Source organism: Pseudomonas sp. PDM32, assembly GCF_019219225.1.
GTDB classification, from domain to species: Bacteria; Pseudomonadota; Gammaproteobacteria; order Pseudomonadales; family Pseudomonadaceae; genus Aquipseudomonas; species Aquipseudomonas laurylsulfatiphila.
Window position 1 is genome coordinate 50,858 of record NZ_JAHUWE010000008.1, and the last position, 15,806, is coordinate 66,663.

At 60.7% G+C, this 15,806-nt stretch carries 12 protein-coding genes; 3 read left to right on the plus strand and 9 right to left on the minus strand.

What is annotated here, in order from left to right; all coding sequences use genetic code 11:
- Positions 1-23: 23 nt before the first annotated feature.
- From KW846_RS16365 to KW846_RS16380, 4 genes are all read right to left on the minus strand, one after another.
- The gene (locus KW846_RS16365) at positions 24-1,979 is read right to left on the minus strand and encodes an acetyl/propionyl/methylcrotonyl-CoA carboxylase subunit alpha (RefSeq protein ID WP_218483472.1); all 1,956 of its coding nucleotides are present in this window, start codon (positions 1,977-1,979) and stop codon (positions 24-26) included.
- Positions 1,979-2,791: a gamma-carboxygeranoyl-CoA hydratase gene (locus KW846_RS16370; protein ID WP_007981004.1), complete on the minus strand. Its 813-nt coding sequence runs from the start codon at positions 2,789-2,791 to the stop codon at positions 1,979-1,981. The genes KW846_RS16365 and KW846_RS16370 overlap by 1 nt, the downstream gene beginning before the upstream one ends.
- A 132-nt stretch (positions 2,792-2,923) precedes the next feature.
- Entirely contained in the window at positions 2,924-4,531 is a 1,608-nt protein-coding gene (locus KW846_RS16375; protein ID WP_218483474.1) for a carboxyl transferase domain-containing protein, read from the minus strand.
- Positions 4,532-4,543: 12 nt separating this feature from the next.
- On the minus strand, positions 4,544-5,707 hold the full coding sequence (locus tag KW846_RS16380; RefSeq protein ID WP_008031893.1) for an isovaleryl-CoA dehydrogenase: 1,164 nt from the start codon (positions 5,705-5,707) through the stop codon (positions 4,544-4,546).
- A 355-nt stretch (positions 5,708-6,062) separates the two neighbouring features.
- Between KW846_RS16380 and KW846_RS16385 the strand changes: the two genes are divergently transcribed.
- A complete protein-coding gene (locus KW846_RS16385) occupies positions 6,063-7,760 on the plus strand; it encodes an AMP-binding protein (RefSeq protein WP_218483476.1) in 1,698 nt (565 codons plus the stop codon).
- A gap of 676 nt (positions 7,761-8,436) precedes the next feature.
- Here KW846_RS16385 and KW846_RS16390 read toward each other — a convergent pair.
- The 3 genes from KW846_RS16390 to KW846_RS16400 form a co-directional block, all read right to left on the minus strand.
- Positions 8,437-9,336 carry a hydroxymethylglutaryl-CoA lyase gene (locus KW846_RS16390; RefSeq protein WP_218483478.1) on the minus strand — a complete coding sequence of 300 codons (900 nt, stop codon included), beginning with the start codon at positions 9,334-9,336 and terminating at the stop codon, positions 8,437-8,439.
- Between the two features lie 187 nt (positions 9,337-9,523).
- The gene (locus KW846_RS16395; RefSeq protein WP_007980992.1) at positions 9,524-9,925 is read right to left on the minus strand and encodes a MerR family DNA-binding transcriptional regulator; all 402 of its coding nucleotides are present in this window, start codon (positions 9,923-9,925) and stop codon (positions 9,524-9,526) included.
- Between the two features lie 149 nt (positions 9,926-10,074).
- Positions 10,075-11,010 carry a LysR family transcriptional regulator gene (locus tag KW846_RS16400; protein ID WP_218483481.1) on the minus strand — a complete coding sequence of 312 codons (936 nt, stop codon included), beginning with the start codon at positions 11,008-11,010 and terminating at the stop codon, positions 10,075-10,077.
- A 165-nt stretch (positions 11,011-11,175) separates the two neighbouring features.
- Between KW846_RS16400 and KW846_RS16405 the strand changes: the two genes are divergently transcribed.
- Positions 11,176-12,405, plus strand: a complete 1,230-nt coding sequence (locus tag KW846_RS16405; RefSeq protein ID WP_015094355.1) for an acyl-CoA dehydrogenase — start codon at positions 11,176-11,178, stop codon at positions 12,403-12,405.
- A gap of 114 nt (positions 12,406-12,519) precedes the next feature.
- Here the strand turns inward: KW846_RS16405 and KW846_RS16410 are convergent, their stop codons facing one another.
- Complete coding sequence (locus KW846_RS16410; RefSeq protein WP_218483482.1) at positions 12,520-13,860, minus strand: substrate-binding domain-containing protein; 1,341 nt, start codon at positions 13,858-13,860, stop codon at positions 12,520-12,522.
- A gap of 141 nt (positions 13,861-14,001) precedes the next feature.
- Positions 14,002-14,814: an exodeoxyribonuclease III gene (gene xthA / locus KW846_RS16415; RefSeq protein ID WP_007970500.1), complete on the minus strand. Its 813-nt coding sequence runs from the start codon at positions 14,812-14,814 to the stop codon at positions 14,002-14,004.
- 296 nt (positions 14,815-15,110) lie between these two features.
- Here xthA and KW846_RS16420 point away from each other — a divergent pair, with 296 nt between their 5' ends.
- Entirely contained in the window at positions 15,111-15,761 is a 651-nt protein-coding gene (locus KW846_RS16420; RefSeq protein ID WP_095966520.1) for an N-acetyltransferase, read from the plus strand.
- Positions 15,762-15,806: the final 45 nt, after the last annotated feature.

The following is a 15,806-nucleotide window of genomic DNA, read 5'->3' on the forward strand; positions in this document are numbered from 1 at the left end:
AATGCGTAGGACCGATCTTCATTTCACGCTTCTTCCAGTTCGACCAGCGCACTGCCTTCACTGACCATCTCGCCTTCCTGGCAATACAGCGCCTTGATCACCCCGGCATGGGGCGCGCGAATGCTGTGCTCCATTTTCATCGCTTCAAGTACCACCAACTGCGCTCCGGCCTCGACCGATTGCCCGGCCTCCACCAGCACGCGGACGATGCTGCCGTTCATCGGTGCGGTCAGTCCGCCCTGATGGCTGTGGCTGGCCTCGACGGCGCTGATCGGGTCGTAGGCCTCGATGCGGTGCAATTCGCCATCCCACTGCAAATACACCTGCTCGCCACGGCGTATCGCGCGGTGTTGACGGCGTACGCCAGCCTGCTCGGTCAACAGATGCTCGCCCTTGAGTCGGGCGCTGTGGGCATTGATGTCGCCCAGCGTCAGCGCACAGTCCTGGCCTTCACAACTCAAGTGCAGAGTGATTTCTCTCGGCAAACCGGCACGCAGACCATTAGGCGCCGCCCACGGTGAAGCCGGGTCATCGGCACGGGTTGCGTGCGGCTGGCTCTGGGCAAATGCCTGGGCGGCGGCTTGCCAGAACTCATCGCCGAGTTCCACTGGCGCCGGCAACAACTGTTCCTGATAGCGCGGAATGAAGCCGGTATCGAGTTCGGCAGCGGCGAACGCCGGGTGACCGATGATGCGCCGCAGGAAATTGATGTTGGTCTTCAACCCGCCGATGGCGAACTCGTCGAGCATGCTCAACAGGCGCAACCGTGCCTGTTCACGATCCTCACCCCAGGCAATCAGCTTGCCGAGCATCGGGTCGTAGAACGGCGAGATCTCATCACCTTCTTCAACGCCGCTGTCCACCCGGCGCCCAGGCCCCGGGGCGGATTCGCGATACAACTCCAGGCGACCGGTCGCCGGCAGGAAATCATTGCCCGGATCTTCGGCGTACAGCCGCACTTCGATCGCGTGGCCCACCAGCGGCACCTGATCCTGAGTCATCGGCAACGCTTCGCCGCGCGCCACACGAATTTGCCAGGCTACCAGGTCGAGACCGGTGATGGCTTCGGTGACCGGGTGTTCGACTTGCAGGCGGGTGTTCATCTCCATGAAGAAGAATTCGCCGCGGGCATCCAGCAAAAACTCGACGGTGCCGGCACCGACGTAGCCGATGGCCTGCGCCGAGCGCACAGCCGCTTCACCCATGGCGCGCCGCAGTTCCGGACTCAGGCCCGGTGCCGGGGCTTCTTCGACGACCTTCTGGTGCCGGCGCTGAATCGAGCAGTCACGCTCATTGAGGTACAGGCAGTTGCCGTGTTGGTCGGCGAACACCTGGATTTCCACGTGACGTGGCTTGAGCAGGTATTTCTCCACCAGCATCCGCGAATCGCCGAACGACGATTGCGCCTCGCGCTGGGCCGAGGCCAGGGCTTCGGCCAGCTGGCTGACGTCCTCGACCACTTTCATGCCTTTACCGCCACCACCCGCGGTGGCCTTGAGCAGTACCGGGTAGCCGATGCGTTCGCAGGCGGCACGGAAGGTTTCCAGGTCCTGGGCTTCGCCGTGATAACCGGGCACCAGTGGCACGCCGGCGGTTTCCATCAAGGCTTTGGCCGCGGACTTGCTGCCCATGGCGTCGATGGCCGAGGCCGGTGGGCCGAGGAAAATCAGGCCGGCGTTTTCGATGGCGCGGGCGAATCCGGCGTTCTCCGACAGAAAACCATAGCCGGGGTGAATCGCCTGGGCGCCGCTGGCCTTGGCGGCGGCGATCAGTTTGTCGATCTGCAGATAACTGTCGGCGGCTTTGCTGCCACCCAGGTCAACGCGAATGTCGGCTTCGCGGCTGTGCCGGGCGTCACGGTCGGTGGCGCTGTGCACGGCCACGGTCGTCAGGCCCAGGGCCTTGGCGGTGCGCATCACCCGGCAAGCGATTTCGCCACGGTTGGCCACCAGCAGGGTGGTGAGTACAGGTGCGCTCATCAACGGGGCTCCTTGGTGGTTTCGGCTTGCCAGCTCGGTGGACGTTTTTGCAGGAAGGCGCGCAGGCCTTCCTGCCCTTCGGGGCTGACGCGGATGCGGGCGATGGCGTTTTCGGTGTAGCGGCGCAATGCCGGGGTCAATGAGCCGTCGCCGACTTCGCGCAAAAGATCCTTGCTGGCGCGCATGGCGGCCGGGCTGTTGAGCAGCAGGTTGTCGATCCACTGTTCGACTTTCTGCTCCAGTTCGGCACTGGCATAGCTCTCCGACAACAGGCCGATTTCCCGTGCCCGTTGCCCGCCAAAGCGCTCGGCCGTCAGGGCATAACGCCGGGTCGCGCGCTCGCCGATGGCTTGCACCACGAATGGGCTGATCACTGCGGGTGCCAGGCCGATGCGCACTTCCGACAGGCAGAACTGCGCGTCATCGGCACCGATGGCCATGTCGCAGCAACTGATCAGGCCCAGCGCTCCGCCAAAGGCTGCGCCTTGCACCACGGCCAGGGTCGGCACTTTCAGCTTGGCCAGGTTGTACATCAACTCCGCCAGTTCCCGGGCGTCATCGAGGTTGGTGGCGTAATCGAGTTCGGCCGATTGCTGCATCCAGGCAAGGTCGGCACCGGCGCTGAAATGCTTGCCACGGCCGCGCACGATCAGGAAACGCAGGCTGGCATCGCTCGCGACTTTGTCGAGGGCGATGATCAGTTCGCGGATCATTTCGGCGTTGAAGGCGTTGTTCTTTTCTTCACGGCTGAGCCAGAGAGTCGCAAAACCCCTTGGATCGCTCAGCAGTTCGAGGGTGTTGAAGTCGCTCATGTTGTCCGTCTCCACGGCTCTTGTGTAGGAGCGAGCTTGCTCGCGATGGGCTACAGGGCGGCGCGTTTTTTCAGAAACCACGCGTTATCGTCAACGTCCATCGCGAGCCGGCTCGCTCCTACAACAAAAAAATCACATCCGGAACACGCCGAAGCGGCTCGGTTCGATTGGCGCGTTCAACGACGCGGACAAGGCCAGGGCCAGTACGTCGCGGGTCTGGGCCGGGTCGATGACACCGTCGTCCCACAGGCGCGCGCTGGAATAGTAGGGGTGACCCTGTTCTTCGTACTGGTCGAGGATCGGTTGCTTGATCTCGGCTTCCTGCTCGGCACTGAAACCATGGCCGCTGCGTTCGGCCTGTTCGCGCTTGACCTGCACCAGCACGCCGGCCGCCTGTTCGGCACCCATCACACCGATGCGTGCGTTTGGCCACATCCACAAGAAGCGCGGATCGTAGGCGCGACCGCACATGCCGTAGTTGCCGGCACCGAAGCTGCCGCCGATGATCACCGTGAACTTCGGCACCTTGGCGCAAGCCACCGCCGTCACCAGTTTCGCGCCGTGCTTGGCAATACCGCCGGCTTCGTATTTCTGGCCGACCATGAAGCCGGTGATGTTTTGCAGGAACAACAACGGAATGCCGCGCTGACACGCCAGTTCAATGAAGTGCGCGCCTTTTTGCGCCGCTTCAGCGAAAAGAATGCCGTTGTTGGCGAGGATCGCGATCGGGTAACCGTGCAGGTAAGCAAAACCGCAGACCAGCGTGGTCCCGAACAGCGCCTTGAACTCGTCGAACACCGAACCGTCCACCAGCCGCGCGATGACTTCGCGCACGTCGAACGGCTGCTTGGCATCGGCCGGCACCACGCCGTACAACTCGTCGCTGCTGTAGAGCGGGGCGATTGGTGTGCGTTGCTGAACCTCGCCTTGCTTGCGCCAGTTGAGGTTGGCCACGCTGCGGCGCGCCAGCGCCAGGGCGTGTTCATCGCTCTCGGCGTAGTGGTCGGCCACCCCGGAGATCTTGCAGTGCACATCGGCCCCGCCGAGGTCTTCGGCACTGACCACTTCACCGGTCGCGGCCTTCACCAGCGGCGGGCCGGCGAGGAAGATCGTCGCTTGTTCGCGGACCATGATCGCTTCGTCGGCCATCGCCGGCACGTAGGCGCCACCAGCGGTGCAGGAGCCCATGACCACGGCAATCTGCGGAATGCCCATGGCGCTCATGTTGGCCTGGTTGAAGAAAATCCGCCCGAAGTGCTCGCGGTCCGGGAACACTTCATCCTGACGCGGCAGGTTGGCGCCGCCGGAGTCCACCAGGTAGATGCACGGCAGACGGTTCTGCTGGGCGATGGTCTGGGCGCGCAGGTGTTTTTTCACCGTTAGTGGATAGTACGAGCCACCTTTCACCGTGGCGTCGTTGGCGACGATCATGCACTCGACGCCTTCCACACGACCGATCCCGGCGATCACGCCCGCAGCGGGGACGTCTTCGCCATACACCTCATACGCCGCCAGTTGGCTGATTTCCAGAAACGGCGAGCCCGGATCGAGCAAACGGTTGATGCGCTCGCGAGGCAGCAGTTTGCCCCGCGAGGTGTGGCGTTCCTGAGCCTTCGGGCCACCACCTTGCGCCACTTGGGCGAGCAGGGTGTGCAACGCGTCGACCTGCTGGAGCATCGCCGCGCTGTTGGTGGCGAACTCCGCTGAACGAGGGTTGAGCTGGGTATGCAGGGTAGCCATGGACAGCTCCGTTTAGCGGGTTTCGTTGAACAGTTCGCGACCGATCAGCATGCGACGGATCTCACTGGTGCCCGCGCCGATTTCGTACAGCTTGGCGTCACGCAACAGACGGCCGGCCGGGAATTCATTGATGTAGCCGTTGCCACCGAGAATCTGGATCGCGTCCAGAGCCATTTGCGTGGCACGTTCGGCGCTGTAGAGGATCACGCCGGCGGCGTCCTTGCGCGTGGTTTCACCGCGCTCGCAAGCCTGGGCCACGGCGTACAGGTAGGCGCGGCTGGCGTTGAGCTGGGTGTACATGTCGGCGACCTTGCCCTGGATCAGCTGGAATTCGCCGATGCTTTGGCCGAACTGCTTGCGGTCGTGGATGTACGGCACGATCAGGTCCATGCACGCCTGCATGATCCCGGTCGGGCCACCGGAAAGGACGACGCGCTCGTAGTCGAGGCCGCTCATCAGCACTTTCACGCCGCCGTTGAGTACGCCGAGGATGTTTTCTTCCGGCACTTCGACGTCATCGAAGAACAGCTCGCAGGTGTTCGAACCGCGCATGCCGAGCTTGTCGAACTTGTTGCTGCGGCTGAAACCTTTCCAGTCGCGCTCGACGATGAAGGCGGTGATGCCGTGGGGGCCCTTTTCCAGGTCGGTCTTGGCGTAGATCACGTAGGTGTTGGCGTCCGGACCGTTGGTGATCCAGGTCTTGCTGCCGTTGAGCACGTAGTGGTCGCCACGCTTGTCGGCGCGAAGTTTCATCGAGACCACGTCGGAACCGGCATTCGGTTCGCTCATGGCCAATGCGCCGATATGCTCGCCGCTGATCAGCTTCGGCAGGTATTTGGATTTCTGTTCGTGGTTGCCGTTGCGGTTGATCTGGTTGACGCAGAGGTTGGAGTGAGCGCCATAGGACAGGGCCACCGAGGCCGAGCCACGACTGATTTCTTCCATCGCGACCACGTGGGCCAGGTAACCCAGGCCAGCGCCGCCGTACTCTTCAGGCACGGTAATGCCCAGCAGGCCCATGTCGCCGAATTTGCGCCACAGGTCGGCGGGGAACAGGTTGTCGATGTCGATCTGAGCGGCGCGCGGGGCGATCTCCTTGGCGACGAAGGACTGGACCTGATCGCGCAGCATGTCGATGGTTTCACCGAGGGCGAAGTTCAGGGATGGATAGCTCATGGGTCACCTTTTGGCTTTTTTGTCGGTTGGTGGGACTGTCAATGGGTTCTCACCTTTACGTTAACGTAAGCCTGTGACGAATGGCTGTCAATCACCCTTTACGTTAACGTCAACTTGAGCGAGAGTAGAGCCAGTTCAAGATAGAACGCGGACCCATCCTGTGGTGATGGCCTGTGGCGAGGGGGCTTGTCGGAACGCCGCATCGCCCCGTTGGGCTGCGCAGCAGCCCCAAAATTTCCGATATGTCGAAGATCTTGTGAGTGCTGCGCACTCAAACGGGGGCAAGCCCCCTCGCCACAGGTTGCTCTCACAGGTAGCCGCGGCAAGCCCATAAATAAAGACAATAGGGGTCGTCATGGATCAACCCAGTGCAAGCCCGCAACGCAGTTACACCCGTGGTTCCCAGGACAAAGCCTTGCTGGCGATGACCATCGGCCAGGCGTTCGACAACACGGTCGCGCGGTACCCGGACGGGGAGGCGCTGGTGGTGCGCCATCAACAGCTGCGTTACACCTGGCGGCAGTTGGCCGAGGCCGCGGACCTGCACGCCAGGGCGCTGCTGGCGCTGGGGCTGCAAGCCGGGGACCGTCTTGGTATCTGGGCGCCGAACTGTGCGCAGTGGTGCATCAGCCAGGTTGCCACCGCGAAAATCGGCGTGATCCTGGTCAATATCAATCCGGCGTATCGCAGTTCCGAACTCGAATACGTACTCAAGCAGTCCGGCTGCCAATGGCTGGTGTGTGCCGGCGCCTTCAAGACCTCAAACTATCACGCGATGCTGCAGGGCCTGGTGCCGGAGCTGGCCGAGCAATCCATCGGCAAACTGCAAAGCGAGCGGTTGCCGGAGCTGCGTGGCGTTATCAGCCTGGATGCCCAGCCGCCGTCGGGGTTCCTGCCCTGGTCGCAATTGACCGGTCTGGCTGGCAGCGTGACGGTCGAGCAACTGCATGAGCGCCAGAACAGCCTGCATTTCGATCAGCCGGTGAATATCCAGTACACCTCTGGCACCACCGGTTTTCCCAAGGGCGCGACCCTCAGCCACTACAACATTCTCAATAACGGTTACATGGTCGGTGAGAGCCTGGGCCTGACGGCGGCCGATCGCCTGGTGATCCCGGTGCCCTTGTATCACTGCTTCGGCATGGTCATGGGTAATCTCGGCTGCATCACCCATGGCAGCACGATGATTTATCCGAACGACGCGTTCGATCCGTTACTGACCCTCGGCACTGTGGCTGACGAAAAAGCCACGGCGCTGTACGGCGTGCCGACCATGTTCATCGCCATGCTCGATCAACCTCAACGTGCCGAATTCGATCTGTCGAGCCTGCGCACGGGGATCATGGCAGGCGCGACCTGTCCTATCGAAGTGATGCGCCGGGTCATCAGCGAAATGCACATGAGCGAAGTGCAGATTGCCTATGGCATGACGGAAACCAGTCCGGTGTCATTGCAGACCGGTCCTTCAGACGACCTGGAATTGCGCGTGACCACTGTCGGTCGCACGCAGCCGCAGCTTGAAAGCAAGATCATCGACGAAGCCGGCAACCTGGTGCCGCGAGGCACCATCGGTGAGCTGTGCACTCGCGGTTACAGCGTGATGCTGGGTTACTGGAACAATCCCGAAGGCACCGCAGAAGCCATCGATCAGGCAGGCTGGATGCACACCGGTGATCTGGCGAGCATGAACGATGAGGGCTACGTGTGTATTGCCGGGCGCAACAAGGACATGATCATCCGTGGCGGTGAGAATATTTACCCGCGGGAGCTGGAAGAGTTTTTCTTCACGCATCCGGCCGTTGCGGATGTTCAGGTGATCGGCATTCCATGCTCGCGCTACGGCGAAGAGATCGTCGCCTGGATCAAGTTCCACCCCGGTCACAGTGCTACCGAACAAGAACTGCAAGCCTGGTGCAAGGAGCGCATCGCGCACTTCAAGACACCGCGTTACTTCAAGTTCGTGGAAGAGTTTCCAATGACCGTGACCGGCAAGATCCAGAAATTCCGGATGCGCGAGATCAGTATCGAGGAGTTGCGCATCAACAAAGGCTGAACACAACCTAATGTGGGAGCGGGCTTGCTCGCGAAGGCACCGGATCAGTCGATACATGTATTGACTGAAGCACCGTCTTCGCGAGCAAGCCCGCTCCCACAGTTTTGGTCGAGGAAAACCTGAACGCCAGACAGCACAAAGGGGAGCCGAAGCTCCCCTTTAATTTGTCGTTGCGCGTGCTCTTTTTTTATTATTGAGGGTCGGTCTGTTTTTGTTTTTGGCAACCGTTGCCCTTTACCGCTGTTTTTGGCGATCCCCATCCGGGATCAAGAGCAAACGTATTTTTTTGAGCGCTGATCTGCTTTTTCGCTGAGCGATCCAACCAGTACGGGAGCTACCTGAAGGTAGTTTTATTATTCTCTGTCTGGCCGCGGGTCACTTCGAAAAGCACCCTGAAAAGCACATCTTCTCCAAAAAAATCTGTTAGCTGCGTCTCTGCCGTGTTGTTTTTGTTATGTCAGAGTCGTTACGTCTTGTTTTTATTAGGGTTGCCGCAATTTTTTTATTCTTGTTATGCGATAGATATAGCAGGAGCCGTGCCAACTTTTTAAAAGCCTTTAAAATCAACGCTTTGCGATTTTGTAAGGTTTTCCGCCTCAGGCAAAACCCTACATTTTGTTTCCGTGTTACTCGCTTGTGCCCACGTTTGAGTCTGCGCGGTAACACCCTGACACACTCACTGTGCGCTGCGAGCCCTGGCCACGCGGGAACCGGTAGGGCGACCCAATACGCTGCAAATCTGTTGACCGGCGAGCATCAGGGCGTCGAGGTCGATTCCGGTGTCGATACCCAGGCCGTTCAGCAGGTAAACCACGTCTTCGGTCGCGACGTTACCGCTGGCTCCCTTGGCATAGGGGCAGCCGCCGAGACCAGCGATGGAGCTGTCGAACACCGAGATACCTTCCAGCAGGCTGGCGTAGATATTGGCCACGGCCTGGCCGTAGGTGTCGTGGAAGTGCCCGGCGAGCTTTTCACGGGGTACATCCTTTGATACCACTTCGAACATTTTCCGGGTCGCGCCAGCGGTGCCGGTGCCGATGGTGTCCCCCAGCGAGACCTCGTAGCAGCCCATGGCATAGAGTTCGCGAGCGACCAAAGCGACTTGCTCCGGGGGGACGTGACCTTCATAGGGGCACCCCAGCACGCAGGACACGTACCCGCGCACGGTCACCCCCTGTTGTCTGGCGGCCTCCATGATCGGCGCGAAACGCTCCAGGCTTTCGCTGATCGAGCAATTGATATTGCGCTGGGAAAACGCCTCGGACGCTGCGGCGAACACGGCCACTTCCTTCACCCCGGCGGCGAGGGCATCTTCGAAACCGCGCAGGTTGGGAGCGAGCGCGCCATAGACCACACCCGGTTTGCGCTGGATCTGCGCGAAAACCTCGGCGGAGCCGGCCATTTGCGGCACCCACTTGGGCGACACGAAACTGCCGACTTCTATATAGCCGAGCCCGGCTGCGGTCAGTGCATCGACCAGTTGCACCTTGTCGGCAACACTGATGTGTTGGGCTTCGTTTTGCAGGCCGTCGCGCGGGCCGACTTCGACAATGCGTACGTGGGAGGGGAGGGACATGGGCTTCGACCTGTGCTGATTGTTCGGAGAACCCTGTAGGAGCGAGCTGTGGCGAGGGGGCTTGCCCCCGTTGGGCTGCGAAGCAGCCCCAAAATTTCCGATGTATCGAAGATCTTGTGAGTGCTGCGCACTCAAACGGGGGCAAGCCCCCTCGCCACAGCTCGCTGCTACAGGGGGCGGTGTGGATTTACTGAATCGATTCCTGGCTTTTGAGGGTTTGCTCCAGCGCCTGTACGCAGCGCTCTTCGGCAGTATCCAGTTCCAGTTTCATCTGTTCGATGTCCAGCAACTGCTGTTCAAGCTGCTCACGGCGCTCGCTGATTTTCGCCAGCATGCTGTGCAACTGTTTGGTGTTACCGCTGGACGGGTCGTAGAGCTCGATCAGCTCGCGGCATTCAGCCAGCGAGAAACCGATGCGTTTGCCCCGCAGGATCAGCTTCAGGCTGACTTTGTCGCGGGGCGAGTAAATGCGTTCCTGGCCACGGCGCTCGGGGCTGAGCAGGCCTTGTTCCTCATAAAAGCGAATGGCGCGGGTGGTGATGTCAAGCTCGCGGGCGAGGTCGGAAATGCTGTAGGTCTGGCTGCTCATGGAAGCGCTCGCAAAAGGTCATGGCGCTAAGCTAATGGCAGGTTGACGTTTACGTCAAGGGAGAAAAGATCGCAGCCTGCGGCAGCTCCTACATGGGAATTGTATTCACCCTGTAGGAGCTGCCGCAGGCTGCGATCTTTTGATTTTTCTCAAGCCGGCTGCTTGTCCAGCTTCTTCTCCTGCGCCGTCACCTGCTGGCACAGCTCGATCATCTGCTCGCGCATCCAGCGATTCGCCGGGTCCTGGTCAGTGCTTTCGTGCCAGTAAAGGTGGGTTTCCACCGGCGGCACATCATTGACCGGCAGATAAAAGGCGTGCAGGTCGTTGCGGCGGGCGAAGCGTTCCGGCACGGTCATGACCATGTCCGTCTGCTGCAATACCTGCGAGGCCATCAGGTAATGTTGGGAACGCAGGGCGATCTTGCGCTGGATGCCCATCTTGCCCAGCGCCAGGTCGACATAGCCGAGGCCGCTGCGGCGACTGGAAATATGGATGTGGGTCAGGCTGAGGTAATCATCCAGCGTGAGTTTTTCCTTGCCCGCCAGCGGATGCCCTTTGCGCATGGCGCACACGTAGCGGTCTTCCATCAACTTGACGTGACGCACCTGCGGGTCGGTGTTGAGCGGCGCATCGACCGCAAAGTCCAGGCGGCCGGCTGCCAGTTCCTTGGTGGTCTCGCGGCGTTTGGACAGAAAACTCTCGATGATCACCGTCGGCGCCAGGCGGCGCAGACGCTGGAACAGCGGCGGCAGGATCACCGCTTCGGTGAGGTCGGTCATGCTGATGCGATAGGTCTTGACCGCTTGCTGCGGGTTGAAAATGCGGCTTTCCTGCACCGACACGCGCAGCAGCGAGAGCGCATTGCGCACCGGGCCGATGATGTTCTGCGCCATGGGCGTCGGCACCATGCCCTGGGCCGTGCGTACGAACAGCGGGTCGTTGAAGGTCTCGCGCAGGCGGGCCAGAGCGTTCGACACCGCCGGTTGGGTGATGCCGACAATCTGCCCGGCGCGTGTCAGGTTGGCTTCGGTGTAGATCGCGTCGAAGACGATGAAAAGGTTGAGATCGACCTTGCTCAGATTCATTACGCGGCTCTCTTATTGTGTGGGCGGGCTGACCTTGACGATCAGCCGATCATATATCGGTGATGAATGTTTATACACGCCGAGAATAGGCTAGGTAAATTTTCATGGCTGTTCTAGCATCGATTGCATGATCTAAACAACCTCCCCCAAGAAGGTATCTCGCTCATGGATTTCGCTTATTCGCCCAAGGTTCAGGAACTGCGTGAGCGCGTAACAGCGTTCATGGACACCTACGTTTATCCCGCCGAAGCCGTGTTCGAGCGCCAGGTCGCCGAGGGCGACCGCTGGCAGCCGACCGCGATCATGGAAGAACTCAAACTCAAGGCCAAGGCTGAAGGGCTGTGGAATTTGTTTCTGCCTGAGTCTGAGCTTGGTGCCGGTCTGACCAACCTCGAGTACGCGCCACTGGCGGAAATCATGGGCCGCTCGTTGCTGGGGCCAGAGCCGTTCAACTGTTCGGCACCGGACACCGGCAACATGGAAGTGCTGGTGCGTTACGCCAACGAAGAGCAGAAGCAACGCTGGCTCGAACCCTTGCTGCGCGGCGAGATCCGCTCGGCATTCGCCATGACCGAACCGGACGTGGCGTCCTCCGATGCCACCAACATGGCCGCCCGTGCGGTGCGCGATGGCGACGAGTGGGTGATCAACGGCAAGAAATGGTGGACCTCGGGTGCTTGCGACCCACGCTGCAAAATCCTGATTTTCATGGGGCTGAGCAATCCGGACGCGCCACGCCATGCCCAGCACTCGATGATTCTGGTGCCGGTCGATACCCCCGGCGTGAAGATTGTGCGCCCGCTGCCGGTATTCGGTTACGACGATGCGCCCCATGGTCACGCCGAAGTGCTGTTTGAAAACGTCCGGGTGCCGTACGAAAACGTCCTGCTGGGCGAAGGACGCGGCTTCGAAATCGCTCAAGGTCGCCTTGGCCCGGGCCGGATTCACCACTGCATGCGTTCGATCGGCATGGCCGAGCGTGCGCTGGAACTGATGTGCAAGCGCTCAGTGAGCCGTACGGCCTTCGGCAAGCCCCTGGCGCGGCTGGGCGGTAACGTCGACAAGATCGCCGATTCGCGGATGGAAATCGACATGGCACGCCTGCTGACGCTGAAGGCGGCGTACATGATGGACACCGTTGGCAACAAAGTGGCCCGCAGCGAGATCGCGCAGATCAAGGTCGTCGCGCCGAACGTTGCGCTACGGGTGATCGACCGGGCGATCCAGATTCATGGCGGGGCAGGGGTTTCCAACGATTTCCCGCTGGCCTACATGTACGCGATGCAGCGCACCCTGCGCCTGGCCGACGGCCCGGACGAAGTGCACCGTGCGGCGATCGGCAAGTTCGAAATCGGCAAATATGTGCCGAAAGAGATGATGCGTAGCGGGCACTAAGACCGCGGCGCCTGCCATTCGCGAGCAAGCCCGCTCCCACAGGCTTAGTGTAATCCCTGTGGGAGCGGGCTTGCTCGCGAAGGCGTCATTCCATTCAATGCAGCAACATCAGATTCAATACACCCAAACCTCAACCCGCCGATTCTTGATCCTCCCCTCATCGGCGCTATTGGCCGCCACCGGCATCTGCGCTCCAAACCCGCGAATCTCGCGAAACACCACACCGCTTTTCACCAACTCCCGCCGCACTGCCATGGCCCGCAGTTTCGACAACAGATCGGCTCGCGCCGGGTCGCTCTTGGCATCGCCAAAGCCCACCAGTGTTACCTGGCCATTGGTTTTGTCGTGCTGCTTTATATAGTCGAGCACCCGGGACAAGTCTTGTTGCGCCTTGTTGTCCAGCGTTGCGCTGCCTTCCTCGAAACGAAAGTTGACCGACAAACGCTGCGCATGACGGCTGAGGGCCTGATAACCCTCGGGCATCAACGCATTGGGTGTCACGCTCATGGCCTGGACGGTCTGGGCGATGAAACCGTTGGCGGCGACAATCGCTTGTCCTTTACTGCTTTGGGCGAACGCCGCCAGTGCATCGGCCCAAGGGTTCTTTGCGCTCGGCGGCAGATAAAAAAACAGTCGACGGGACAGCGGATAGTCTTCCGTGGCAATCAGGTTGTTCAGTGGCGGCATGGCCTGTGATTGCCCATCGACAATTGCCACGGCTTTGGCCCGACGCACGTAGGGCAGGCCGATAAAACCAATGCCTTGTGGGTCTGCACTCACGGCGTCGGACAGTTGCTCACTGGACTCGAAGCGTTTCGCCGTGCTGCTGAGACTTTTCCCGCGATCACTCAGGACCAGTTCCTTGAAGGTGTCGTAGGTACCGGACTGATCATCCCGCGCATACAGATGAATCGGCCCGCCGCGGCCGCCGATGTCTTCCCAGGTTTTGACTTCGCCACTGAACATGCGCGCCAGTTGCTCGGTGCCGAGTTGAGTCAGCGGATTGTCCGGGTGAAGGATGATCGCCAGGCCGTCGATGGCGATGACTTGTTCGGCACCCGGGCTTTTCAGATCGCCCAGGGATGTAAGGTTCACCCGTTCGCTGTCCTTGATCGGGCGTGATGAGGCGGCGAGGTCGGCATGGGCGGTTTTCAGGGCGGCAAAACCAGTGCTCGAACCATGGGCTGCGACTTCGACGACAACCCGGCTGCCCTGATCGGTTTCACCCACGATGCGCAGTTCGTTGGCGGTAGCCAGGGTTTCGCGGTGAATCCTGCGCAGGCCCTGTTCGCCCAGCAGCCCCTCGACCAGCGCCGGCCCCAGGGCCGCGCCGATGGTGTTGGAGCCCTGAATGCGCAACACCGGGCCTTGTCCGGATGTCGGCAAATTGCCGGCAGCCGCCAGGTGTGGCAAGCCGAGGCACAGCATCAACAGGAACAACACGCGCAGCATCATGCCGGCACCTTATATAGCCAAAGGAGGTGTCGGGAGATTAAGTCAGTAAGGTTTCCGAAAAATGACAGTCAAAAGATCGCAGCCTGCGGCAGCTCCTACAGGTCTAGGTAGGAGCTGCCGCAGGCTGCGATCTTTTGCTTTTCAGCTCAACTCAAGCCAGATCGGCGCATGGTCCGAAGGTTTTTCCATGCCGCGCAGTTCGTAGTCCACACCGGCGGCCTTCACCCGCGGCAGCAAGCCGTGGGAGGCGAGGATCAGGTCGATGCGCAGGCCTCGCTTGGGTTCGTCTTCGAAGCCACGGCTGCGGTAGTCGAACCAGCTGAAGGTGTCGGTCACGTCCGGGTTCAGGTGACGGAAACTGTCGACCAGGCCCCAGTTCTTCAGGCGAGCCATCCACTCGCGCTCTTCCGGCAGGAAGCTGCATTTGCCGGTCTTCAGCCAGCGCTTCATGTTGTCCGGGCCGATGCCGATGTCGCAGTCTTCCGGGGAAATGTTCACATCGCCCATCACCACCAGCGGCTGGTCGTTCTTGAACTGGCTTTCCAGCAATTGCTGCAAGTCGCCGTAGAAACGCTCCTTGGCCGGGAATTTGGTCGGGTGGTCGCGGCTTTCGCCCTGTGGGAAGTAGCCGTTCATGATGGTGACCGGTACACCGTTGGCGTCGGCGAAGGTGCCCCAGATGAAACGCCGCTGGGCATCTTCTTCGTCGGTGGCGAACCCTTTATGCAGGGCCAGTGGTTCCTGGCGCGAGAGCAGGGCGACGCCGTAATGGCCTTTTTGCCCGTGGAAATACACGTGGTAGCCCAGCGCCTGCACCTCGGCCAGCGGGAATTGCTCGTCGTGGACCTTGGTTTCCTGCAAGCCGATCACATCGGGCTGGTGCTTTTCGATCAGCGCCGCCAGCTGATGGGGACGGGCGCGCAGCCCGTTGATGTTGAAGGAGACGATCTTCATGGTCGGCAGTCCTGGCAAAAGGGCGATGCTAGCTGACATGTGGGAATCGGGCCAGTGTGGGGTGAGGGGGATTGGGTTTTGCCTGTCAGTCTTGTGTGGGCAGTGATGGCCCTTCGCGAGCAAGCCCGCTCCCACAGGTTATGTGCCTGACTTTGCTTTTGTGGGAGCGGGCTTGCTCGCGAAGGCTATTTCATTGCCTACACTGATTGCGGATCTGTAAGGAACTGTGTCAGCGCCGATCCGCTCGTAACAACAAGAGCGCAGCCATCCGAGCTGTGCCGGGGAGATCAACCGTCATGCCCGAAACCTCGACCGCCATCGCCGATATTCACATGCTCGACAGCGGCTACGCCCGTGAAGCCCGTTCGCTGCTGTACCAGGCTTATCGACACGAACCGACCTTCGGCTATCTGTTCGAAGCTGAACGCCCCGGTTACGAACAGCGGGTTCGCGCCACGGTGCGCGAACTGGTGACCCAGCATTTTCTCCAGGACCTGCCGGCCATCGGTCTGCTGGTCAACGACCGCCTGATCGGCATCGCCCTGATTGCGCCGCCGCAACGTCGCCTTGGGGTCACCGAAAGTTGGGCGTGGCGCCTGCGCATGGTGCTCAGCACGGGATTTCGCTGCACCCGTCGCTACCTCGAGTATCACGCTGCCGTGGAGGCCTGCGTGCCGAACGACTCGGTGCACGTCTTGCCGTTGCTGGGGGTTCACCCGCAGTTCCAGGGCCAGCATTTCGGCGAACAATTGTTGCAAGCCGTGCACAACTGGTGCGCGGTGGATGAACACTCACAGGGAGTGATCCTCGATACCGGGAATCCTCGCTATCTGGAGTTCTATAAACGCCAGGGCTACGAGGAAATCGGTGAAGTTGCCGTTGGGCCGGTTCGCGAACACGTGTTTTTTCACCCCAATCCCCAGGTGTTACAGACAGCAACGGCTTAGCCCGCGAACTTTCTTTGCATGTCAGGCTCTATCACGCTTCCATGT